At 69.3% G+C, this 23,060-nt stretch carries 18 protein-coding genes; 14 read left to right on the top strand and 4 right to left on the bottom strand.

The window, feature by feature from the left end; all coding sequences use genetic code 11:
* Positions 1-13: 13 nt before the first annotated feature.
* The 10 genes from nusA (at position 14) to NBY65_RS13180 (ending at position 12,607) form a co-directional block, all read left to right on the top strand.
* Entirely contained in the window at positions 14-1,588 is a 1,575-nt protein-coding gene (nusA, locus tag NBY65_RS13135) for a transcription termination factor NusA (protein ID WP_150040337.1), read from the top strand.
* Complete coding sequence (locus NBY65_RS13140; RefSeq protein WP_150040336.1) at positions 1,578-2,315, top strand: RNA-binding protein; 738 nt, start codon at positions 1,578-1,580, stop codon at positions 2,313-2,315. Before nusA ends, NBY65_RS13140 begins: the two co-directional genes overlap by 11 nt.
* The gene (infB, locus tag NBY65_RS13145; RefSeq protein WP_150040335.1) at positions 2,316-5,006 is read left to right on the top strand and encodes a translation initiation factor IF-2; all 2,691 of its coding nucleotides are present in this window, start codon (positions 2,316-2,318) and stop codon (positions 5,004-5,006) included.
* Positions 4,976-5,413, top strand: a complete 438-nt coding sequence (gene rbfA, locus NBY65_RS13150) for a 30S ribosome-binding factor RbfA (RefSeq protein WP_203330448.1) — start codon at positions 4,976-4,978, stop codon at positions 5,411-5,413. The genes infB and rbfA overlap by 31 nt, the downstream gene beginning before the upstream one ends.
* A 236-nt stretch (positions 5,414-5,649) precedes the next feature.
* Positions 5,650-5,925, top strand: coding sequence for a hypothetical protein (locus NBY65_RS13155; RefSeq protein WP_150042862.1), 276 nt, complete (start codon positions 5,650-5,652; stop codon positions 5,923-5,925).
* Between the two features lie 324 nt (positions 5,926-6,249).
* Positions 6,250-7,167 (top strand): LysR family transcriptional regulator, encoded by a 918-nt coding sequence (locus tag NBY65_RS13160; protein WP_150042861.1) that lies wholly within the window; start codon positions 6,250-6,252, stop codon positions 7,165-7,167.
* A gap of 125 nt (positions 7,168-7,292) precedes the next feature.
* Positions 7,293-8,219 carry a tRNA pseudouridine(55) synthase TruB gene (gene truB / locus NBY65_RS13165; RefSeq protein WP_150042860.1) on the top strand — a complete coding sequence of 309 codons (927 nt, stop codon included), beginning with the start codon at positions 7,293-7,295 and terminating at the stop codon, positions 8,217-8,219.
* A gap of 44 nt (positions 8,220-8,263) precedes the next feature.
* A complete protein-coding gene (gene rpsO, locus NBY65_RS13170; RefSeq protein ID WP_150042859.1) occupies positions 8,264-8,533 on the top strand; it encodes a 30S ribosomal protein S15 in 270 nt (89 codons plus the stop codon).
* Between the two features lie 339 nt (positions 8,534-8,872).
* Positions 8,873-11,077: a polyribonucleotide nucleotidyltransferase gene (pnp, locus tag NBY65_RS13175; RefSeq protein WP_150042858.1), complete on the top strand. Its 2,205-nt coding sequence runs from the start codon at positions 8,873-8,875 to the stop codon at positions 11,075-11,077.
* Positions 11,078-11,194: 117 nt separating this feature from the next.
* Positions 11,195-12,607, top strand: a complete 1,413-nt coding sequence (locus tag NBY65_RS13180) for an NAD(P)H-dependent flavin oxidoreductase (RefSeq protein WP_150042857.1) — start codon at positions 11,195-11,197, stop codon at positions 12,605-12,607.
* Between the two features lie 46 nt (positions 12,608-12,653).
* On the opposite strand, the gene NBY65_RS13185 is transcribed toward NBY65_RS13180, so the two are convergent.
* The 3 genes from NBY65_RS13185 to NBY65_RS13195 form a co-directional block, all read right to left on the bottom strand.
* A complete protein-coding gene (locus NBY65_RS13185) occupies positions 12,654-16,115 on the bottom strand; it encodes a PAS domain S-box protein (RefSeq protein ID WP_150042856.1) in 3,462 nt (1,153 codons plus the stop codon).
* Between the two features lie 398 nt (positions 16,116-16,513).
* Entirely contained in the window at positions 16,514-16,738 is a 225-nt protein-coding gene (locus NBY65_RS13190; protein ID WP_150042855.1) for a YbdD/YjiX family protein, read from the bottom strand.
* The gene (locus tag NBY65_RS13195; protein ID WP_150042854.1) at positions 16,701-18,794 is read right to left on the bottom strand and encodes a carbon starvation CstA family protein; all 2,094 of its coding nucleotides are present in this window, start codon (positions 18,792-18,794) and stop codon (positions 16,701-16,703) included. Before NBY65_RS13195 ends, NBY65_RS13190 begins: the two co-directional genes overlap by 38 nt.
* 415 nt (positions 18,795-19,209) lie before the next feature.
* On the opposite strand from NBY65_RS13195, the gene NBY65_RS13200 reads away from it, so the two are divergent.
* Genes NBY65_RS13200 through NBY65_RS13215 form a run of 4 tightly spaced genes read left to right on the top strand, consistent with a single transcriptional unit; the run spans position 19,210 to position 21,801 of the window.
* Positions 19,210-20,043 carry an LOG family protein gene (locus NBY65_RS13200; RefSeq protein ID WP_150042853.1) on the top strand — a complete coding sequence of 278 codons (834 nt, stop codon included), beginning with the start codon at positions 19,210-19,212 and terminating at the stop codon, positions 20,041-20,043.
* Between the two features lie 5 nt (positions 20,044-20,048).
* On the top strand, positions 20,049-20,423 hold the full coding sequence (locus NBY65_RS13205) for a CidA/LrgA family protein (RefSeq protein ID WP_150042852.1): 375 nt from the start codon (positions 20,049-20,051) through the stop codon (positions 20,421-20,423).
* Entirely contained in the window at positions 20,423-21,139 is a 717-nt protein-coding gene (locus NBY65_RS13210) for an LrgB family protein (RefSeq protein ID WP_150042851.1), read from the top strand. The genes NBY65_RS13205 and NBY65_RS13210 overlap by 1 nt, the downstream gene beginning before the upstream one ends.
* A 35-nt stretch (positions 21,140-21,174) precedes the next feature.
* A complete protein-coding gene (locus NBY65_RS13215) occupies positions 21,175-21,801 on the top strand; it encodes a glutathione S-transferase family protein (RefSeq protein WP_150042850.1) in 627 nt (208 codons plus the stop codon).
* Positions 21,802-21,811: 10 nt separating this feature from the next.
* Here NBY65_RS13215 and NBY65_RS13220 read toward each other — a convergent pair whose 3' ends face one another.
* Positions 21,812-23,059 carry a methyl-accepting chemotaxis protein gene (locus tag NBY65_RS13220; protein ID WP_150042849.1) on the bottom strand — a complete coding sequence of 416 codons (1,248 nt, stop codon included), beginning with the start codon at positions 23,057-23,059 and terminating at the stop codon, positions 21,812-21,814.
* Position 23,060: the final 1 nt, after the last annotated feature.

The raw sequence follows: 23,060 nt of genomic DNA on the forward strand, positions 1-23,060 counted from the left end.
GAGGACTTCGTCCATGGACATCGCCATCGCCCGCCCCGAGCTGCTCCTGGTGGCCGACGCGGTCGCCCGGGAGAAATCGATCGATCGCGAGGATGTGCTCAAGGTTCTGGAGAGCGCCATCCAGAAGGCCGGTCGCGCCAAGTACGGGCACGAGAAGGACATCCGCGCCACCATCGATCGCAAGACCGGCGATGTGCAGCTCTCCCGCTGGACCCAGGCGGTCGAGGCGGTGGACAATGAAGAAACCCAGATCCCGGTCCACATCGCCCGCAAGTTCAAGCCCGACATCGAGGTGGGGGGCTACCTGGTGGACCCGCTGCCGCCGATCGATTTCGGCCGCATCGCCGCCCAGACCTCCAAGCAGGTAATCGTGCAGGGCGTGCGCGAGCTGGAGCGCCGCCGCCAGTTCGAGGAATTCAAGGACCGCGTCGGCGAGATCGTCAACGGCACGGTCAAGCGCACCGAGTACGGCAACCTGATGGTGGAGATCGGCCGCGCCGAGGCGCTGCTGCGCCGCGACGAGCTGATCCCGCGCGAGAGCTTCCGCAACGGCGACCGCGTGCGCGCCTATATCTATGACGTGCGGGAAGAGCCGCGCGGGCCGCAGATCTTCCTCTCGCGGACCCATCCCGGCTTCCTCGCCAAGCTGTTCGCCCAGGAAGTGCCGGAAATCTATGACGGCATCATCGAGATCAAGGCGGTGGCGCGCGATCCCGGCAGCCGCGCCAAGATGGCGGTGATCAGCCGCGACGCCAGCATCGATCCGGTTGGTGCCTGCGTAGGTATGCGTGGTTCGCGCGTGCAGGCGGTGGTGCAGGAACTGCAGGGCGAGAAGATCGACATCATCCCCTGGTCGCCCAACACTGCCACCTTCGTGGTCAATGCGCTCGCCCCCGCCGAGGTCAGCAAGGTGGTGATGGACGAGGAGGGCGGGCGCTGCGAGGTGGTGGTGCCCGACGACCAGCTCAGCCTGGCCATCGGCCGGCGCGGCCAGAACGTGCGGCTCGCCAGCCAGCTCACGCGCTGGGACATCGACATCCTGACCGAGGCCGAGGAGAGCGAGCGCCGGCAGGAGGAATTCCGCCGTCGCACCGGCCTGTTCGTCGAGGCGCTGGATGTCGACGACGTGATCGCCGGTCTGCTGGTCACCGAGGGCTTCAACTCTGTCGAGGAACTCGCGTTCGTGCCGTTGGAGGAGCTGGGCGGCATCGAGGGTTTCGACGAGACCATCGCCGGTGAGTTGATCCGCCGCGCCGAGCAGTTCCTGGTCAAGCGTGACAACGAGCTGACCGGCCGGCGCGTGGCGCTGGGCGTCAGCGACGAGGTCGCCGCCATGGAGGCGCTGACGCCGGCGATGCTGGTGGCGCTGGGCGAGAAGGGGGTCAAGACGCTCGACGACCTCGCCGACCTTGCCTCTGACGAGCTTGTCGAGATCGTGGGCGAGTCCAATATGGACGAGGCCACCGCGAACGACGTGATCATGGCCGCCCGGGCCCACTGGTTCGGCGCCGAGGACGGCGACAAGCCGGCCGAGGGCGACGAGACCGACGAGGCCGCCGTCGGCAAGGGGGAGGCGGATCACGGCTGAGCCAGCCGAGGGCGATCTCTCCGCGCCGGACGACGGGGACGAGCCCGAGACCGGGCCACTGCGCCGCTGCGCGGTGACGCGGGAACGCCTGCCGAAGGAGCGGATGATCCGCTTCGTCGTCGCTCCGGACCGCAGGGTGGTGCCCGATCTGGCGGCAAGGCTGCCCGGTCGGGGAATATGGTTGAGCGCCCGGGGGGATGTGATAGAAACCGCATGCACGCGAGGCGCCTTTGCGAGGGCCGCGCGCGGTCCGGTGACGGTTCCCTCCGATTTGAGGTCCGAGCTGCAGGCGGCCTTGTCACGCCGGTTCGCCGACCAGCTCGGTCTGGCACGGCGGGCGGGACAGGCGGTGGCCGGTTTCGCGAAGGCGCGTGAGTGGCTTGGGTCGGGACGTGTGGCGCTGGTCGTGCAGGCGCGCGATGGCAGTGCCGAGGAACGCCAGCGTTTCCTCGGTGGCTGGGGCGGGCCGGTGGTGACGCCGCTCGACGGTGCGCGGCTGGGGGCGCTTTTCGGCCGCGACCATGTGGTGCATGTGGCTGTGGCGCGGGGCCGGCTGGCGGAGACCCTGGAGCACGAGGCGGCGCGTCTGGCGGGACTGGCGACGGACGTTCGGGCCGGCCAGTGTGGCGGGCGCGGTGACGGCAGGCGGGGCGGCGCCGTTCGCCGCGGGACGGACCAACCGTACGGCGAAGCCGGGCGGAACGAAGTGCAGGATACAGGCGGGTAGATGACCGAAGGCAACGATCAGGACCAAGGCAAGGGCCGGCTTTCTCTGCGCCCCTCGGGACGCGTCGAGCTGGGCCGTACCGTGGATGCCGGATCAGTCCGACAGAGCTTCAGCCACGGCCGTTCGAAGGTCGTGCAGGTGGAAGTGCGCAAGACGCGTGCCCCCGCCGCGCCGGCGCGGCAGGGTGGCCAGGGCGGCGGCGGCGGCGGTGGCGGCGGACAGCAGCGCAGCGGCGGTGGTAACCGCCAGGGCGGCGGTGGCCGCGCGCTGACCGCGACCGAGCTCGCCGCCCGTCAGCGTGCGCTGCTCGAGCAGCAGCGCGAGGCGGCGCGGCGCGAGGCCGAACGGCGCGAGCAGGAAAAGATCATGATCCTCTCCGCCGCCGAGGAAGCGCGGCGGCGCGAGGAGGAGGCCCGCAAGGCCGCCGAGGAAGAAGCTCGCCGCAAGGTCGAGGAAGAAGAACGCGCGCGCGCCGAGGAAGAGGCCCGCCGGGCCGCCCAGGCCGCCGCAGCGGCCCAGGCCGCGGCCCAGGCCGCGACGCCGCGGACCCAGGCCCCGGTGCAGGAAGCGCGCCGTCCGGCCCGCCCGGGCCCGCAGCGTCCGGCCCCGCAGCGCCCGGGGGCGGCTCCGGCCGCTCCGGCGGCACCGGCCTCCGAGACCCTGCGCCTCAAGCCCGCCCGCCCGGGCGGCGAGGAAGAAGAAGCGCGCCCTGTGCGCCGTCCCGGCACTCCGGCTGGCGCCCCGCCGCGCAAGCCGCAGGTCGCCGCGCCGAAGAAGGGGGGCGATGACCGCCGCCGCCCCGGCAAGATCGACGTCGTCGCCGCCATCGAGGGCGAGGACGATCGCGTGCGCTCGCTCGCCAGTGTGCGGCGCCAGCGCGAGCGCGAGCGTCGGCAGGCCGAGCTGGAGCGGTTGCGTTCCGATCAGGTGAAGGTCGTGCGTGAAGTCGTGCTGCCTGACAACATCACCGTGCAGGAGCTGGCCAACCGCATGGCCACCCGCGCCGGTGACGTGATCAAGACCTTGATGAAGCTGGGCGTGATGGCGACCATCACGCAGACGCTGGACGCCGACACCGCCGAGCTGGTGGTGCAGGAGTTCGGCCACCGGGTGAAGCGCGTCTCCGAGGACGATGTCGAGCTGGGCCTGGAAGGCGCCGCCGACACCGATGCGGAGCTGCTGCCGCGCCCGCCGGTGGTGACGGTCATGGGCCATGTCGACCACGGCAAGACCTCGCTGCTGGACGCGCTGCGCCACAGCGACGTGGCGGCGGCCGAGGCCGGCGGCATCACCCAGCATATCGGCGCCTATCAGGTGAAGCTCGCCTCCGGCGACCGCATCACCTTCATCGACACCCCCGGCCACGAAGCCTTCACCGCCATGCGTTCGCGCGGTGCCAGCGTGACCGACATCGTGGTGCTGGTGGTGGCCGCCGATGACGGCGTCATGCCGCAGACCATCGAGGCGATCCGCCACGCCAAGGCGGCCAACGCCCCGATCATCGTCGCCATCAACAAGATGGACCGGCCGGACGCCAACCCCAACCGGGTGCGCCAGGAACTGCTCAGCCACGACATCGTGGTCGAGGACATGGGCGGCGAGACCCAGGACGTGGAAGTGTCGGCGCTGAAGAAGACCGGGCTCGACAAGCTGCAGGAGGCGATCCTGCTGCAGGCCGAGATCCTGGACCTGCGCGCCAATCCCGGCCGCACCGCCGAAGGCTCGGTGATCGAAAGCCGGCTGGATCGCGGCCGCGGTCCGGTTGCCACCGTGCTGGTGCAGAAGGGCACGCTGCAGCAGGGCGACATCATCGTCGCCGGCGCCGAATGGGGCCGCGTGCGCGCCATGCTCGACGACAAGGGCCGCGCCATGAAGGACGCGGGCCCCTCCACCCCGGTGGAGGTGCTCGGCCTGGCCGGCGTGCCGAGCGCGGGCGAACCCTTCGTGGTGGTTGAGAACGAAGGCCGCGCCCGCGAGATCAGCGAGTTCCGCCAGCGCAAGATCCGCGAGAAGGCCGCCGGCGTCGCCACCGCGGCGCGCGGCACGCTGGACCAGATGCTGGCCCGCATCGCCGCGGGCGAGCAGAAGGAAGTCGCGGTCCTGATCAAGGCCGACGTGCAGGGCAGCGCCGAGGCGATCCAGGCCACGGTGATGAAGCAGCAGCACGAGGAGGTGAAGGTCCGGGTGCTGCTCGCCGGGGTCGGCCAGATCACCGAAAGCGACGTGCAGCTTGCCAAGGCTTCGGACGCGGTCATCGTCGCCTTCAACGTCCGCGCCACCACCCAGGCCCGGGAGCTGGCGCAGCGCGAGGCGGTGGATATCCGCTACTACTCGATCATCTACGATGTCGCCGACGACATCGAGAAGATGGTCAAGGGCAAGGTGGCGCCGAAGGCCCGCGAGAAGTTCCTCGGCTACGCCGAGATCCGCCGCGTGTTCGAGATCACCAAGGTCGGCAAGGTGGCGGGCTGCATGGTCACCGAGGGCCTGGTCAAGCGCGGTGCCGGCGTGCGCCTGCTGCGCGACGGCGTGGTCGTCCACACCGGCGACCTGACCCAGCTCAAGCGCTTCAAGGACGATGTCCGCGAAGTCGCCCGTGGCTACGAATGCGGCCTGTCCTTCGCCAACTTCAACGACCTGCGCGAAGGCGACATGGTGGAGTGCTACGAAACCGAGATGGTGCCGGCTTGAGGCACGGCGGGACCCAGCACTCCGCGAAGGCCCCCTCGCAGCGGCAATTGCGCGTGGCGGAGGAAATCCGCCACGTGCTCGCCGGTGTGTTCGGGCGCGGCGAAATCCGCGACCCGGACCTCACCGACGTGGCCATCACGGTGACCGAGGTGCGGGTCAGCCCCGACCTCAAACACGCCACGGCCTTCGTGGTGCGGCTCGGGCGCTCGGATATCGCCGAGAAACTGCCCGCGTTGAAACGCGCGGCGCCCTTCCTGCGCGGACAACTCGCCCACGCGTTGCGGCTGCGTTATGCACCGGAGCTGCATTTCCAGGTGGATACCAGCCTGGATAACGCCATGCATATCGACGCCCTGCTGCATTCGCCCGAAGTCGAACGCGACCTCGGCTCCACGCGGAACGGCTGAGCCTTGTTGGCGGGGCGTTGCCCCGCGCCTCACCAGGGCTCCGCAATGGCAGGCGTAGGGCGGATAAGCGCAGCGCAATCCGCCATCGCAACGCTGCGCGAGGTGCCCACCCTGTGATGGCGGATTGCGCTGCGCTTATCCGCCCTACATGACCTGCGCCGAAACCTCGCCAATCCGGTACGATCCGGTCCGTGCTATGCTGCATCGCAGCACTCCACGACACGGAGGATGGGCCGATGGAGGTCAAGGAAGCCGTCGCCGCAGCCAAGGCCTGCGTGCGTGAGCTGTTCGTGGGCGAGTCCATCGCCAATATCGGGCTGGAAGAGGTCGCCTATGACGAGGCGGCCGGGCAGTGGCATGTCACCATTGGCTTTGCCCGCCCCTGGGAAATGAGCATCGGCCTCATGACGGTGCAGGGTCAGGGCACCAGCCGTTCCTACAAGGTCATCGCCATTTCCGATCGGGATGGCCGGGTCGTGTCGGTGCGCGACCGGGATCTCTCGCCGCCCTGACGTTACCAGCCGGGCATGCCCGGTCCGGTCCAGGGATGCAGGGACGCAGGCGGCTGACGGTCGGGCAGGCCGATATCCCGGCGCAGCCGCGCATCCATCTCCGCCAGCATGTCCCTCTGCCGCCGGCGCGATTGCGCGGAGCCGGTGACATACCACCAGATTTCCCTCAGCGCGGCGCGAACCGGCGCGGTGATGGGACTGGAGCTTACGGAACAAAGGGTTGGCGCGATCGAGGGGGATGACATGGCCCCCCGAAGCTGCGCCCTGGTGCGCGCAAATCGAAGAATATTATTCTGATGCGCCGCATTCGGATAAATTTGTCTTATGGGACCCACGCTCAGGCAGATCCGCAGTTTTCTCGCCGTGGTCGAGGCGGGCAGCGTGTCGGAGGCTGCTGCCGCGCTCGGGCTGACCCAGCCCGCGGCCAGCCAGCAATTGCGCGAACTGGAGCGCAGCCTCGGCGTGCGGTTGCTGGAACGGGCCAAGGGGCGGGTGCTGCCAACGGCGGCGGGGGAGGCGATCCTCGCCCCGGCACGGCGGGCGCTGGCAGCGGTGGACGACATCCGCGCCGGGGTCGCGGCCTTTCGCGACGGGGCGGCGGGGCGGGTGCGGCTCGGCACCGGGGCCACCGCCTGCATCCATCTGCTGCCGCCGGTGCTGGCGGCGCTGAAGGCGCAGGTGCCGGGGGCAGAGGTGATCATCTCCATCGGCAATACCACCGAGATGCTGCGCCAGGTGGAGGAAGGGAGCCTGGATGCGGCGCTGGTGACGTTGCCGGCGCCGATCTCCCGGGCGCTCTGCACGACGGTGGTGGCGACCGACCCGTTGCTGGCGCTGCTGCCGCGTGACCTGGTGCCGCCGGGCCGGGCGGCGCTCTCGGCGACCGAGCTGCTGGGGCTGCCGCTGATCCTTTATGAGCCGGGCGGCAGCACGCGCGCGATCATCGATGGCTGGTTCCGCCGCGCCGGGCAGGTGCCGCAGCCGGTGATGGAACTGGGCAGCATCGAGGCGATCAAGGTGCTGGTGGGCAACGGAAGCGGCGGTTCGGTGGTGCCGGCGCTGGCCCTGGCCGGCGCGGCGGGCGAGGTGCCGGGGGCGGTCGCCTGCCCGCTGTCGCCGCCGCTGTCGCGCCGGCTGGCCATCGTGCTGCGGCGGGAAAAGGTGCTGGACCGGGTGTTGCGGGCCTTGCTGTCCGGCTTGCAGGCCCATGCCGGGGCAGGGGCGGCGCCGTCGCTTTCGTGATGCCCTGGGCTGCGCTGGCCGGGCGGGCGCCGGGCCTTCCCGGCCTTGTTTTCGCATCCCCGCCGTGGTCTATGCGCCGCCTTTCCCGCCCCCGCCCTTTTTTTCTGTTCCTGTACAAGAGCCGCATGCGCCATCGTAAGCAACGCGGCCGTCCCCTGGACGGCTGGCTGATCATCGACAAGCCCCAGGGCCTCACCAGCACCGATGTGGTGAACCGGTTGAAGCGCTGGTTCGACGCCCAGAAATGCGGCCATGGTGGCACGCTCGACCCGCTCGCCACCGGACTCCTGCCGATCGCCTTCGGGGCCGCCACCAAGACCGTGCCCTATGTCATGGACGGCACCAAGCTGTACCGTTTCACCCTGCGCTTCGGCGAGGCGCGCGACACCGACGATGCCGACGGGCAGGTGATCGAGACCTCCGAAGCGCGGCCGACCGACGAGCAGATCCGCGCCGCCCTGCCGGCCCTGACCGGCGACATCATGCAGGTGCCCCCGGTCTTCTCGGCGGTGAAGGTCGCCGGCGAGCGCGCCTATGACCTCTCGCGCGCCGGTGCCCCGCCGGTGCTCGATCCGCGTCCGGCCCGCGTCGATCGCTTCGAGCTGATCGAGCGGGTGGATGCCGATACGGCGGTGTTCGAGGTGCAGTCGGGCAAGGGCGTCTACATGCGCAGCCTCGCCCGCGACCTGGCGCGGGCCTGCGGCACCGTGGGCCACATCGCTGCCCTGCGCCGGCTGCGTGTCGGCCCCTTCACCGAGGCGCAGGCAATTCCTCTGGACAAGCTCGCGCCCACGGAGGATACCCCGCGCGCTTCTCCGGACCTCTTGCTTCCGGTCGCGACCGCGCTGGCCGACATCCCGGCGCTGGCCCTGACCGAGGCGGAGGCCTTCGGCCTGTCGAACGGCCAGGCGATCAGCCTGGTCACGCTGATGGGACGCATTCCAGGGGCGGCCGATCCCGATGGGGGTCTGGCCCGTGCCATGGCGGGGAGCCGCGTGATCGGGCTGTGCCGGCTGGAAGATGGCTGGCTCAGGCCCGAACGGCTGCTCTGAGCCGCGCGCGTCGCAGCAACCTCATTCATTCATGGAGTAAGCCGATGTCGATCACAGCCGAGCGCCGCACGGCGCTGATTTCCGATTACGCCACCGTGCAGGGCGATACCGGCAGCCCCGAGGTCCAGGTGGCGCTGCTCACCGAGCGGATCAGCAACCTCACCGAGCATCTCAAGACGCATGCGAAGGACTTCCACAGCCGCCGCGGCCTGCTGATGCTGGTCGGGCGCCGCCGTCGCCTGCTCGACTATCTGCGCAAGAAGGACCACTCGCGGTACGAGGCGCTGATCGGCCGGCTCAACCTGCGCCGCTGACCGGCAAAATCATGGTCTTGCCGGCGCTTCCGCCTATATAAGGGGCGCCGGCGCTTCCCCCGCGCCATGGTGGCCGGGGGAGCTCCACCCCGGGGGATTGGCCCCCGGACGCCGCGGCTGCGGCGGTGCAACAGACGGCCGATCCGGCAGCCTCCGCTTCGGGAGCCGCGACGGCGTTTCCGGCCACATGGATCGTGGGCGTTCTGGCGTCCACCCGCGGCTGCAAGCCATTCCCGCAGTCCGCCTCCATGCCGCCCGAGGCGCCGTACCCCGCCGGAGTCAACGGATCGTTCCCGTGCTGCCACCCGTCCGGCCGGCACGAAAGGGAACGACGAGACGATGTTCAATTACTACCGCAAGGAGCTTGACTGGGGTGGCCGCAAGCTGGTCCTCGAGACCGGCAAGGTCGCGCGTCAGGCCGACGGCGCGGTGATGGTGAGCTACGGCGACACCATCGTTCTGTGTACGGCGGTGGGCATGCGTACGCCCAAGCCGGGCCAGGATTTCTTCCCCCTGACCGTGAACTACCAGGAGAAGGCCTTCGCCGCGGGCAAGATCCCGGGCGGCTTCTTCAAGCGCGAGGGCCGGCCCTCGGAGATGGAGACGCTGAAGTCGCGCCTGATCGACCGGCCGATCCGCCCGCTGTTCCCGGAGGGCTTCAAGAACGAGGTCCAGGTCATCGCCACCGTGCTCAGCCATGACCTGGAAAACGATCCCGACATCGTCGCCATGGTCGGCTGCTCGGCCGCGCTGACGCTGTCCGGCATTCCGTTCTTCGGCCCGGTGGGCGCCGCCCGCGTCGGCTACGTCGACGGCCAGTACGTGCTCAACCCGACCGCCGATCAGATGAAGAAGACCACGCTCGAGCTGGTGGTGGCCGGCACCACCGAGGGCGTGCTGATGGTCGAATCCGAGGCGGATGAGCTGACCGAGGAGACGATGCTCGGCGCCGTGACCTTCGGGCACGCGGCGTTCCAGCCGGTGATCCAGGCGATCATCGAGCTGGCCGAGGTGGCCGCCAAGGAGCCCTGGCCGCTGCCGGAGGAGAGCGAGGAGCAGAAGACCCTGCGCGCCCGCGTCGACAGCCTGGCCCGTGCCGGCCTGGCCGATGCCTATCGCGAGCCGCAGAAGCAGGTCCGCCACGAGAAGATCGACGCGGTCCGCAAGGCCGCCGCCGAGGCGCTGGCGGCCGAGGGGCTCGATGTCGAGAAGGCCAAGGGCCTGTTCAAGGACCTCGAGGCCGACATCGTCCGCAACGCCATCCTCGACACCGGCCTGCGCATCGACGGCCGCGACACGAAGACCGTGCGCCCGATCGTGGCCGAGGTCGGCGTGCTGCCGCGCGCGCATGGCAGCGCCCTGTTCACCCGCGGCGAGACGCAGGCCTTCGTGGTGGCGACGCTCGGCACGGCGCAGGACGAGCAGGTGATCGACGCGCTCGAGGGCGAGTACCGCGAGCACTTCATGCTTCACTACAACTTCCCGCCGTACTCCGTTGGTGAAACGGGCCGTCTCGGCAGCCCGGGCCGGCGCGAGATCGGCCATGGCAAGCTGGCCTGGCGCGCCGTGCATCCGTTGCTTCCGGAGAAGGAGAAGTTCCCGTATACCTTGCGGGTGGTTTCCGAGATCACCGAGAGCAACGGGTCTTCCTCGATGGCGACGGTGTGCGGCACTTCGCTCGCGCTGATGGATGCCGGCGTGCCGCTGAAGAGCCCGGTGGCGGGCATCGCCATGGGGCTGATCAAGGAAGATCGCGGCTACGCCGTGCTCACCGACATCCTCGGCGACGAGGACCATCTCGGCGACATGGACTTCAAGGTGGCCGGCACCGAGCGTGGCGTCACCAGCCTGCAGATGGACATCAAGATCACCTCGATCACGCCGGAGATCATGCAGGTGGCGCTCGGCCAGGCGCGTGACGGCCGGCTGCACATCCTGGGCGAGATGGCCAAGGCGTTGACCGGGGCGCGCACCGACGTCGCCGCGACCGCGCCGCGGATCACCGTGATCAACATCCCCAAGGAGAAGATCCGCGACGTGATCGGCACCGGCGGCAAGGTGATCCGCGAGATCGTCGAGCAGACCGGCGCCAAGATCGACATCGAGGACGACGGCACCATCAAGATCGCCGCCACCGACATGACCAAGACCCAGGCGGCGATCGACTGGATCCGCGGCATCGTCGCCGAGCCCGAAATCGGCGTGATCTACACCGGCAAGGTGGTCAAGACCGCCGAGTTCGGCGCTTTCGTGAACTTCCTCGGCTCCCGCGACGGGCTGGTTCACATCAGCGAGCTGGCGCAGGGCCGGGTCGCCAAGACCAGCGACGTGGTCAATGTCGGTGACAGCGTGAAAGTGAAGGTGCTGGGCTTCGACGACCGCGGCAAGGTGAAGTTGTCCATGCGCGTGGTTGACCAGGCCACCGGCGAGGACATCAGCGAGAAGGTCGGACCGAAGGGCGGCCGCAACGAGCGCGGCGGGCGCGGCGGCCAGGGGCCGGACGGAGAGGCCACGAACGGGTCGTCCGACGCCGCGGCCGAGTGACCAAAAAAGAAGGAGTCGTTTCCGCTTTCGGGACCTTGATCCCGAAGGCGGGACGGGCTTCGATGAAGGAAACGTGACAGTCGCCCCCCGGAAGGCGCGGGTCGTCAGGAGCAGGCCATGAAGGTGATCAACCCGATCCGAATGGGGGGCGTCGAGGTCCTGCCCATCGTCGAAGGCGGCAAAGGGGTGGCGATCTCGAACGGCGTCACCGCGGGCCTTTGGGCGGCCGGCGGCGGGGCCGGTACGATCAGCGCCGTCAATGCGGACAGCTATGACGCCGACGGCAATATCCTCGAGCAGATCTATCGCGGCCGCACCCGCCGCGAGCGCCACGACGAACTGGTGGCCTACGGCATCGCCGGCGGCATCGCCCAGGCGCAGCGCGCGCACGAGATCGCCGGTGGGCGCGGGCGCATCCACGCCAACGTGCTGTGGGAGATGGGCGGCGCCGAGCGGGTGATCACCGGCGTGCTGGAAGGCGCCAAGGGCCTGATCAACGGCATCACCTGTGGTGCCGGCATGCCCTATCGCCTCGCCGAGATCGCCGCGCGCTTCAACGTCCATTATTACCCGATCGTTTCCTCGGCCCGCGCCTTCGGGGCGCTGTGGAAGCGCGCCTACCATAAGGCCGCCTCCCTGCTCGGCGGCGTGGTCTACGAGGATCCCTGGCTCGCCGGCGGCCATAACGGCCTGTCCAACAGCGAGAACCCGGAAAAGCCCGAGGACCCGTTCCCCCGCGTGCTGGCGCTGCGCAAGCTGATGCGCGAGTTCGGGCTCGGCGACACCCCGATCATCATGGCTGGCGGCGTGTGGTGGCTGGAAGACTGGGAGGACTGGATCGACAACCCCGATCTGGGCCCGATCGCCTTCCAGTTCGGCACCCGTCCGTTGCTGACCCAGGAAAGCCCGATCGGCAATGCCTGGAAGCAACGTCTGCTGAAGCTGAAGGCCGGCGACGTCTTCCTCAACCGCTTCAGCCCGACCGGCTTCTATTCCTCGGCGCTCAACAACAGCTTCATCCAGGAACTGCGCGAGCGCAACGAGCGGCAGGTGGCCTATTCGGCCGAGCCGGTCGGCGAGCACGTCGCCGAGTACGGCGTCGGCCCGCGCAAGCGGCCGACCTACCTGACCCAGGTCGATCTCGAGCGCGTCCACGGCTGGGAAGCCGAGGGCTTCACCGAGGCGCTGCGCACGCCGGATTCCACGCTGATCTTCGTGACCCCGGAAAAGGCGCGCGAGATCATCGAGGACCAGGTGGCCTGCATGGGCTGCCTGAGCCAGTGCCGCTTCTCCAACTGGTCGCAGCACGAGCCTGATTTCAGCAACGGCAAGAAGGCGGATCCGCGCAGCTTCTGCATCCAGAAGACGCTGCAGGCCGTCGCCCATGACGCCGACAAGGAAGACGTGGTCGAGAACAATCTGGTGTTCAGTGGCCACAACGCCTTCCGCTTTGCCTCCGACCCGTTCTACAGCAACGGCTTCATCCCGACGGTGCGGCAGTTGGTGGAACGCATCCTGACCGGCCGGTAAGCCCGCTCCCCCTCCGGTCCGTGCGACCGGAGGGGGCCTGGCCGGCTCAGCCCGCCCGGACCGGTTCCCCGGGAAACGCCAGATGGTGCAGCAGGCTGGCCTGGGTATAGGGCTTGGCGATGATGGTGAACTCGTCCTCGGCCCCCAGGCGGTTCAGCACGTCACGCGCGTAGCCGGAGGCCAGCAGCACCCGGATGTCCGGGCGGATCGCCCGTGCCTCCCGGGCCAGATCGACGCCGCTCACGCCGTTCGGCATCACCACGTCCGAGAGCAGGACATCGATGGGCCGGTCGGAGCGCAGCACGTCCAGGGCCGCCACCCCGTCGGCGGCGGTGGTCACGCTGCAGCCGGCATCGAGCAGCATCATCCGCACCACCCCGAGCACGTCCGGATCGTCCTCGACCAGCAGCACCGACAAGGGGGGCGTGCCGTCGCGCGCGGGGGCGGCGGTGGCCGGGGCCTGGGCGGCGGTCTGGTCGTCGGCCGGGAACACCAGGCTGATCACGGTGCCTTCGTCGGCGCGGCTGCGGGCGAGCACGCCGCCACCGGATTGGCGCACGAAGCCATGCACCTGCGGCAAGCCGAGGCCGGAGCCCTCGCCGATCTGCTTGGTGGTGAAGAAGGGTTCGAAGGCACGGGCGAGCACCTCGGGGGACATGCCGGTGCCGGTGTCGGTCACTTCGACGCGGACATAGTTGCCGTCCGCCACCTCGAAGGTCATGGCCTCCGTCCCGGCCAGGGGCAGGTTCGTCAGCGCGATCTCGATCCGGCCACCGGCGGGCATGGCGTCGCGCGCATTCAGCACCAGGTTCAACAGGGCGGCCTCGAACTGGCCGGGATCGAGGATGCAGTCCCACAGCTCCGGGTCGGCGTGGATGGTCACGCCGATGCTCTCGCCGACGGCGCGCCGGACCAGTTCGTGGATCTCGCCCACCAGCCGGTCCAGGCGCACCCGCTCGGGATAGAGCATCTGCCGGCGCGAGAAGGACAGCAATTGCCCGGTCAGCCGGGCGCCCCGGCCGATGGCCCGCAGCGACCGGGTCAGCAGCCGCTCGCTGCGGGGGTCCTCGGCGCGGCGTGACCGGGCGAGCAGCAGTTCGAGGTTGCCGGAGACCACCTGCAGCAGGTTGTTGAAGTCGTGGGCGATGCCGCCGGTCAGTTGGCCCACCGCCTCCATCTTCTGCGCCTGGGCGAAACGGCGCTGCGCGTCTTCCAGGGCGGCACGGGAATCGCGCTGGGCGGTGATGTCGCGGGTGATCTCGGCGTAACCGATCAGGACCCCGTCCTCGTCGCGGATGGGATCGAGGATGACGTTGGCCCAGAAGCGTGTGCCGTCCTTGCGCACGCGCCAGCCCTCGTCTTCGTAGCGTCCCTCGGTCGCGGCGGTCTGCAGGGCACGGGCCGGTTCCCCGGCGGCGCGGTCTTCCTCGGTGTGGAAGATCGCGAAATCCCGGCCCACCACCTCGTCGGCGGTATAGCCCTGGATGCGTTCGGCGCCGGTGTTCCAGTTGGCGACCCGTCCTTGCGGATCGAGCATGAAGATGGCGTAGTCGGTGACGCCCTGCACCAGCAGGCGGAACCAGGTTTCGCTTTCGCGCAGGGCGGCATTGCCTTCCTGCACCTGTCGCTCGAGCGTGCGCTCGTGCCGGGCGCGCGCCTCGCGGGCGGCGACGATGTCGGAGATGTCGAGGCAGATGCCGTACCAGCGGTCCACCTGTCCGTCGGCCCGGTGCACCGGGCAGCCGCGGACCAGGTACCATGTCCAGGTCCCGTCCGCGCCGCGCATCCGCATCTCCACCTCGTAGGGGATCACCAGCCGGACGCTTTCGTTCCAGCGCCGGCGGACCATTGCCAGGTCATCCGGATGCACCGTGCGGGTCCATCCCTCGCCCAGCAGCGCCGTTGCCGGAAGCCCGGTGAAGTCCTGGAAATGCCGGTTGGTGTAGATGTGGCCGCCGGCGGCATCGGTGACGAACACCAGGCCGGGGATGGCTTCGATCACCTCCTGCAGCCGGGCCTCGTGCCGGCGCTGCTCGGTCACGTCGCGGGAGGTCGCAACCAGGCGCTCCACCGCGCCCTCGGCCGTGCGCACCGGCGAGAGCACGACGTCCCAGCAGATGCTTGTTCCCGTGGCGGTGGTCCGTGCGTGCGAGAAACGGGCGGTGCCGCCGGCCTGCGTCATGCGCAGCGCCGCTTCCACCGACGGCCGGGCCTCATCCGGCCAGAGCGATGCCCAGTCCCGTCCCTGCAGCGCCGCGACGTCGTCCTGGCCCTGCGCCTGCAGGCCTGGCCCGTTGACGGCGAGCACCCGCCCGGCCGCGTCGAGCAGTTCGATGCAGTCGGTCGAACTTTCCAGCACGCTGCGCACCTGGGCCTCGCTCGCGGCCAGCAGCAGGGCCGATCGTCGCGCCGCCTGCCCGGCCAGCCGCAGTTCGCGTTCCCGCGCTTCGCTGGCGGCGGCCATGGCATCCAGCGTACGGCCGAGGCTGACGAATTCGCTCGCGCCGGCGGCAAGGCCGGTGCGGGCGGCGAGATCGCCCTCCTGCCAGCGAGACGCGGCCGCCAGCAGCCGGCCGATCGGGCGGTGGATCACGACCCTGGCCATCAGGGCGGCGCTGAGCAGCGCCAGCATGGCGCCGAGGGCGATGAACAGGCTGCCGCGCTGGTTGGCGGCCTGGATGGCGGTGAACATGCCGGCGCGGTCGAGGCTGACCGAAACCCCGAGGTCGGGCCCGCCGAAGCCGATCGGGGCAAAGCCGAAGATGCGCGATCCGCCTTCCAGGCTCGCCATCGTCACCACCCCTGGCCCGGCGCGCGCCATTTCACGAATGACGTCGGGGGAGGCGAGGGTGCCGACGAAGCGGGGGGCGTCGGGGCGGCGTGCCAGGATGGTGCCGTCCCGGTCGGTGATCGTCGCCGTGGCGCCCGGCGGCAGCGGCAGGGCGTCCACATGCGCCTGCATCCAGGCAAGGTCGAGCGTGCCGACGACCGCACCGGTGACCTGGCCCGTGTCGTCGCGGACAGGGGTGGCGAAGGCCAGGCGTGGCCGGCCGGAGCCGCGCCCGGTGATGTAGCCGCCCACGACGAAGTGGCCCTCGTCGATGGCCTGGCGGACATAGGGCCGGTCGGACAGGGTGATGGCGCGATCCTCGGAGTTGCCGGCGCAAATCGCGCGGCCATCGCGCCCGACGGTCAGGAACGAGCCGTAGCGTGGCGCCGAGCGCAGGGTGCGCGCGAGGAAGACGGCGCAGCGGTCCACCTCGCCGCGCCAGATCGCCGGCGCCTCGGCCAGCGTCACCAGCACCTGGCGCGCGCCTTCGATGATCTGCCGTTGCTCGGAGGCGACGAAGCGGACGAAGCGCAACGCTTCCTCCGCGACACGCTCTTCGCGGTCGCGGCGCGCCCCGGACTCGGTCAGCACCTGGAAGACCAGGACAGGCAGCAAGGCCGCCGCAATCACCAGGAGCAGGCGGGTGTTCAGGCTTGTTCTCAGTGTGCGCTTCCTCATTGCGCCCGGGGAGCATTGTGCAGGCCGTGCCGGCAGGCATCTGCGCGCGATCGGCACTTCCTGGATGCGGCATCGGCATCCGTCAGCCAGATCACGATAGGACAAGAGAGTGGTGACGTCAAAATTCTGTTTAAAAACGCCGACAAAAAGGCAGATCTTGGGAATATCTTGATAATATTTACCTGCGGGCAAGGCGCAGGAATGCGAAAAAGTATTGTCAAACCTTTACGGGAACTTTCCGGGTTCAAAAAATGCCCCGGCGGGCGATGCAACGTGATCGCCGCAGCCCGTTCCATCGGCGGGAAGGGTGAAAAAAGCGACCGCCCACGTGGGGCGGTCGGATGGTCCTGGCCTGATGCCATGGTCGCCCTGCCCGGCAGGACAGGGCGACCGTTCCCTCAGCAGCAGCGCAGCCCGCCGCCGGTGCCGTAGCGCCGGGACTGCCGGTCGCGGAAGAATTCCTCCCGCGTCATGACCGGCAGGTCGGGATGCCGCGCCTGGCGATGCGCGACATAGGTGTCGTAGTCCGGCAGCCCGACCATCAGGTTGGCCGTTTCCTTCAGGCGGCGGCCGAACAGGCGGGCACTAGACCCCAGATCGCACAGGGCGCAGGGCAGGCTCATATCCGACCTCCTTGGCGGTCACCACCGGCGCGGCCAGCGCGCGGCGGATGCCCAGCACCCCGTAGACCAGCATGGAGACGACCACGACCATGAACATGGCGCACATGGCCGCGTCCACATAGTCGTTGGTCACCACCCGCTGCATGTCGGCCAGCGACTTGGCCGGCGCCAGCACGCGGCCCTCGGCCAGCGCGTCGCCGAAGCGGCGGGCATGGGCGAGGAAGCCGATCGACGGGCTTTCGTGGAACAGCTTCTGCCAGCCCGCCGTCATGGTGCAGATAGTCAGCCATATCGTGGGCACGATGGTCACCAGGGCGAAGATGTCCCGCTTCATGCGGAACAGCACCACGGTGCACAGCGTCAGCGCGATCGCCGCCAGCATCTGGTTGGAGATGCCGAACAGCGGCCACAGCGTGTTGATGCCGCCGAGCGGATCGACCACGCCCTGGTACAGGAAGTAGCCCCAGGCCGAGACCGCGAGCCCCGTCGCCACCAGATTGGCCAGCCAGGATTCGGTCTGGCGCATCGCCGGGATGGCGGTGCCGAGCAGGTCCTGGATCATGAAGCGGGCGACGCGGGTGCCGGCATCCACCGTGGTCAGGATGAACAGCGCCTCGAACAGGATGGCGAAGTGATACCAGAACGCCATCATCGTCTGGCCGCCGATCACCCCGGAGAGGATGTGCGCCATGCCGACCGCGAGCGTCGGTGCGCCGCCGGCCCGCGAGAGGATGGTGGTTTCGCCGACATCCTTTGCAAGCTGGGTGAGCTGGTCGGGGGTGATGACGAAGCCCCAGCCGGAAATGGTCTGCGCCGCCTGGGCGGCGGTGGTGCCGATCAGGCCGGCCGGGCTGTTCATCGCGAAGTAGGCGCCGGGCTCGATCACGCAGGCGGCGATCAGCGCCATGATGGCGACGAAGCTTTCCATCAGCATGCCGCCATAGCCGATGAAGCGGATCTGTTCCTCGTTCTCGATGAGCTTCGGCGTGGTGCCGGAAGAGATCAGCGAATGGAAGCCGGAGACGGCGCCGCAGGCGATGGTGATGAACAGGAACGGGAACAGCGAGCCGGAGAACACCGGGCCGGAGCCGTCGATGAAGCGGCTGACCCCCGGCATGCGCAGTTCCGGCATCACCACGACGATGCCGACCGCCAGCGCCAGGATGGTGCCGATCTTGAGGAAGGTCGAGAGATAGTCGCGCGGTGCCAGCAGCAGCCAAACCGGCAGCACCGAAGCGACGAAGCCGTAGCCGATCAGGATCAGCGCCAGGGCCTCGCCGCGATAGGTGAACAGGGCGGCGAGCTCGGGGGTTTCGGCCACGGTCTGGCCGAAGATGATCGCGGCCATCAGCAGCACGAAGCCGATGACGGACATCTCGGCGATGCGGCCCGGGCGGATGAAGCGGCTGTAGATCCCCATCAGGATGGCGATGGGAATGGTGGCGAACACCGTGAAGGTGCCCCACGGGCTGCCCGCGAGCGCCTTGACCACGATCAGCGCCAGCACGGCGAGCAGGATGATCATGATCATCAGCACGCCGAACATGGCGATCACGCCGGGGACGGTGCCCATCTCCGAACGGATCATGTCGCCAAGCGAACGACCGTCGCGGCGGGTGGAGACGAACAGGACGATGCAGTCCTGCACCGCGCCCGCGAACACCACGCCCGCCAGGATCCACAGCGTGCCGGGCAGGTAGCCCATCTGCGCGGCCAGCACCGGCCCGACCAGCGGGCCCGCGCCGGCAATCGCCGCGAAGTGGTGGCCGAACACCACCCATTTGTTGGTCGGCACGAAGTCGAGTCCGTCATTGTGGCGGACCGCCGGTGTCGGACGCGATGCATCCAGCCGCAAAACGCGGCGGGCAATAAACAGACTATAGTAGCGATAGGCGGTCAGGTAGGTGCAGACCGCAGCCGTGACCAGCCAGACGGCGTTGATGGTTTCTCCCCTGTTCAGCGCAATAGTGCCCAGCGCAATGGCGCCGAGCAGCGCGATCAGGGGCCAGACGAGCCAGTTGACGGCGCCACCGGTGGCGCCCCGGCTTCCCGACATTTTATTTCTCCCCGGCAGTCGGTGTCGCAAAGGATGATTGACACTCGGCGCTTTCAACGCAGCAAGTCAACATGGGACGCGCTTTTCGCTGCCCTGCTGCGCGTGCGCGCCGGGATCGCGGGGCGAGGCCAGAGAGGGGGGATATTTTTGTGCGACGCACAAAAATACTGTGTGGCCGGGCTGTTCTTGTCGCCGTGACCGGGGTGGATGGCAGGGGCGGGATTTGCGCAACCGATTATTTCGCTTTGGATCCTTTCGTCGTGCAAGGGGGATTCCGCCTCGGCGGGGCGCATGCGAGTTGACGCGGCCCCCCGCGCGGCGAGACTTTGGGGCTTCCCATCTGCAGGAGGCAGGATCATGCGCCAGGCGCGTTTCCGCGCTGACCCGATGGCCGTGGGGGCATAGGGAAACGACCGTGCCGCCCCCGCCCGACAATGCCCGCCAGCTCAGTGCCGCCAGCTACCGTCTTGCGGTCGAGGACAGCGAGTTCCTGCTGCGCGACGAAGTGCGCGCCGTCCGCTTCGCCCTGGAATACGCCAAAGTCGACCTGGCTCTGCGTGACTGGGGCATCCGCACCACCATCATCGTGTTCGGCAGCGCACGCACCCCATCCCCTGAACGGGTGGAGGCGGCGGAAGCCGCGGCGCAGGATGACGCCTCGCGCGCCGCCGTAGCGGCGCTGCGGGCGAAGGCGGCGATGTATGAACAGGCGCGCCTGTTCGGCCGCATCGCCTCCCAGCGCGGCGGGGCCTTCGCGCCGCGCAATCGCTGGCGCGACAACGTGATCGCGACCGGTGGCGGCCCAGGGATCATGGAGGCGGTCAACCGTGGGGCCTGGGAGGTCGGCGCCCCGAGCATCGGCTTCAACATCACCCTGGCGCACGAGCAGGCGCCCAATCCGTACACCACGCCGGAGCTGACCTTCCGCTTTCATTATTTCGCCATGCGCAAGATGCACCTGGCGATGCGGGCGCGGGCGCTGGTGGTGTTTCCGGGTGGCTTCGGCACGCTCGACGAATTGTTCGAGATCCTCACCCTGAACCAGACCGGCAAGAACACCTCGCCCTTGCCGATCGTGCTGTTCAACGAAGCCTATTGGCGCCGCATCATCGCCTTCGACACCCTGCTGGAGGAAGGCATGATCCGCGCCGAGGACCTCGCGCTGTTCGACTTCGCCGACACCGCCGAGGACGCCTGGGCGGCGCTGGTGCGGCGCGGCCTGTCCGCGCACGCGCCGCAGAAGGGGTAAGGGACATGCTGACGGCACTGGTGGTGTTGCTGGGATGCCAGTTGGCGGGCGAGGTGATCGCGCGGGCGGGGGGCATTCCGGTGCCCGGGCCGGTGATCGGCTTCGTGCTGCTGTTGCTGGGGCTGGCCGTGCGGGCCTGGTGGCAGCCGGAGCACAAGGCGGTGGAAGGCACGCCGCTCGCCGCGGTGGCCGCGGTGCTGCTGGGCAATTTCTCGCTGATGTTCGTGCCGGCGGGGGTGGGGGTGATCCAGCAGGGCCCGGTGCTGCTGCAATATGGGCCGGTGCTGTTCGTGGCGGTGATCGTCTCGACCTTCGTGACGCTGGTGGTGACCGGCGTGGTGTTCATGGCGGTGTCGCGCTGGCTGCGCAAAGGGGCGTGATGAGCGATCTGGGCTTCCTGTGGGTCTACCTGGCGACCAGCCCGCTGCTGTGGCTGACGGCGACGCTGCTGTCCTATGTGCTGGCCGACCGGGTGGCGGCGTCGCTGGGGCGGCATCCGCTGGCCAATCCGCTGCTGATCGCGATCGTGCTGATGGTGGGCGTGCTGCTGGCGACCAAAACGCCGTTCGCAACCTATTTCGAAGGCGCGCAGTTCGTGCATTTCCTGCTGGGGCCGGCGACCGTGGCGCTGGCGGTGCCGCTGTGGCACAACCGCTGGCAGGTGGTGCGGGCACTGCTGCCGCTGCTGGCGGCCTTGCTGGTCGGTTCCCTGACGGCCATCGTTTCAGCGGTCGGCATTGCCTGGGCCTTCGGCGCGCCGGGGCCGGTGCTGGCGGCGATCGCCCCGAAATCCGTGACCACGGCCATTGCCATGAGCGTCGCCCAGGGGCTGGGCGGTGATCCGGCGCTGACGGCGATGCTGGTGATCGCGACCGGGATCGTCGGCGGCATGATGTGGCCGCTGCTGGGCCGGCTGGGGGTGCGCGATCCGGCGGCGCAGGGCTTCGCCACCGGGCTGGCGGCGCACGGCATGGGGACCGCGCGCGCGTTCCAGGCCGATCCGGTCGCCGGCAGCTTCGCCGGCATCGCCCTGGCGCTGAACGGGCTGATGACCTCGCTGATCGTGCCCGTGGTCCTGCGGCTCTTCGGGATGTAGCCTCGGGCCGCGGCAAGCAGGGAGCGCGCGGCGCCATGAGCATCGAACTCTGGACCTGGAACACCCCCAACGGTCGGAAGATCAGCGTCGCCCTGGAGGAGATGGGCCTGCCCTACACGGTGCGGCCGGTCGACATCACCCAGGGCGCGCAGTTCGACCCGGAGTTCCTGGCCTTCAGCCCCAACAACCGGATTCCCGCGATCCGGGATCCGAACGGGCCGGACGGCGCGCCGATCACCGTGTTCGAATCCGGTGCGATCCTGGTCTATCTCGGGGCCAAGACCGGCATGTTCTGGCCGGCGGATTTGCGCCGGCAGGTGCCGGTGCTGGAATGGCTGATGTGGCAGATGGGCGGCTTCGGCCCGATGCCGGGTCAGGTGCATCATTTCCTGCAGGTGGCCGACGAGCAGGACCGGCGCTACGGGCTGGCGCGCTACAGCAAGGAGACGCGCCGTCTCTATGGCGTCGCCGACCGGCGGCTGGCGCAGGTGGAATTCTTCGCCGGCGAGATCTCGATCGCCGACTTCGCCATCGTCGGCTGGGTCTGGCGGCACGAACGCCACCAGGTCGACCTCGCCGAGTTCCCGCATGTCCGGCGCTGGTATGAAGCGATGATGGCGCGCCCGGGAACGCGGCGCGGCTTCGAGGTGGCGCTGTCCTGACCCTGACGGGTCAGAACAGCTCGATGGCAGGCTCGGCGGCGCCGGTCTCGCCCGTGCCGAGCGCGCGGGAATGGGCGACGCGCTGCTGCTCCATCACGTAGGACGCGTAGACGCTCTCGATCATGGCCTCGACCAGCGGCAGTTCCACGCCGGCATTGGGGTTGCAGACCAGCTTCGCCGCCGCCTCGGCGTGATCGCCGAGGCGCGCGATCGCATCGGCGGTATGCTCGAGCTGCTGGCGCGTCACGTCCTGGAACTGGACGCTCGCGATCGCTTCCAGCAGCAGCTCGCGCATCTGCGCCGCCCGTGCGCGCATGGCCGTGGCGGCTTCGATCTGTGCCGTCGCGATGCTGCCGACGCCTGTGGCGGTGGCGCCGATCTGGCCGACGATCGCCTCGATCATGGCGCGTTCCTCCTCCGCCTTCTGGACCACGAAGGCCCGTTGGTCGAGGAACCGTCCGACCAGGGCCTGGACCATGTCGAGATGGTCGCGGATCTGCCCGGAGATCTGTGTCGTGCCGTGGGAGAGCTGGCGCACCTCGCCGGCCACCACGCCGAAGGCGGCGCCGGCCACGCCGCTGCGATGGGCCTCGATGGCGGCGTTCAGCGCCAGCAGGTTGGTCTGGCGGGCGACGCCCTCGATCTGGCGCAGCAGGTCGTCGAACCCGCCGAAGGCGGTGACGATCTCGCCGTTCATCCGGTCGGCGTCGGCGGCGGCGGCATCGCGCGCCTGCACATGCGCGCGCAGCTGGTCGATGACGGCATTGTTGGCCGCCATCCGCTCCTGCACGTCCAGCATCGCCACGTGGGTGGCGGTCTCGGCGGCATTGAGCCGTTGGACCAGTTCATAGGCGCTGTCGTCGACGCCCTGCAGCCGGGTCAGGATGTCCATCGCGGCCTGCTCGGTGCAGCCGACGGCGGAGGCGATCTGCTCGCGCAGCATGGCGGCGTAGCGGGGATACACGGCGATCTGCGCGGCGACCGCGTTGGTATCCGGTGGTGCTGCCTTGGCCGGCGGGGCAGCGGCATCCGGCACGGCCCTGGTGGCGGTCACCGTCCCGTCCCGCGGCGAGGCCGTGGCCGGGGCCAATGCACGCGCGGCGGCCAGGGAGGCCGCGAAGGAGGACAGCGCCAATGTCAGCACCGGGAGCCCCAGGCCGCTGCCAACCCCGTACACGGCAAGCGCCAGGGCACTCAGCGCCGAAAGCGTGGCGGCGGTCCGGGGTGGCACACGCAAAAAGATCGAACCGCCCTGCATT

It is taken from the genome of Rhodovastum atsumiense (assembly GCF_937425535.1).
Lineage (GTDB): Bacteria > Pseudomonadota > Alphaproteobacteria > Acetobacterales > Acetobacteraceae > Rhodovastum > Rhodovastum atsumiense.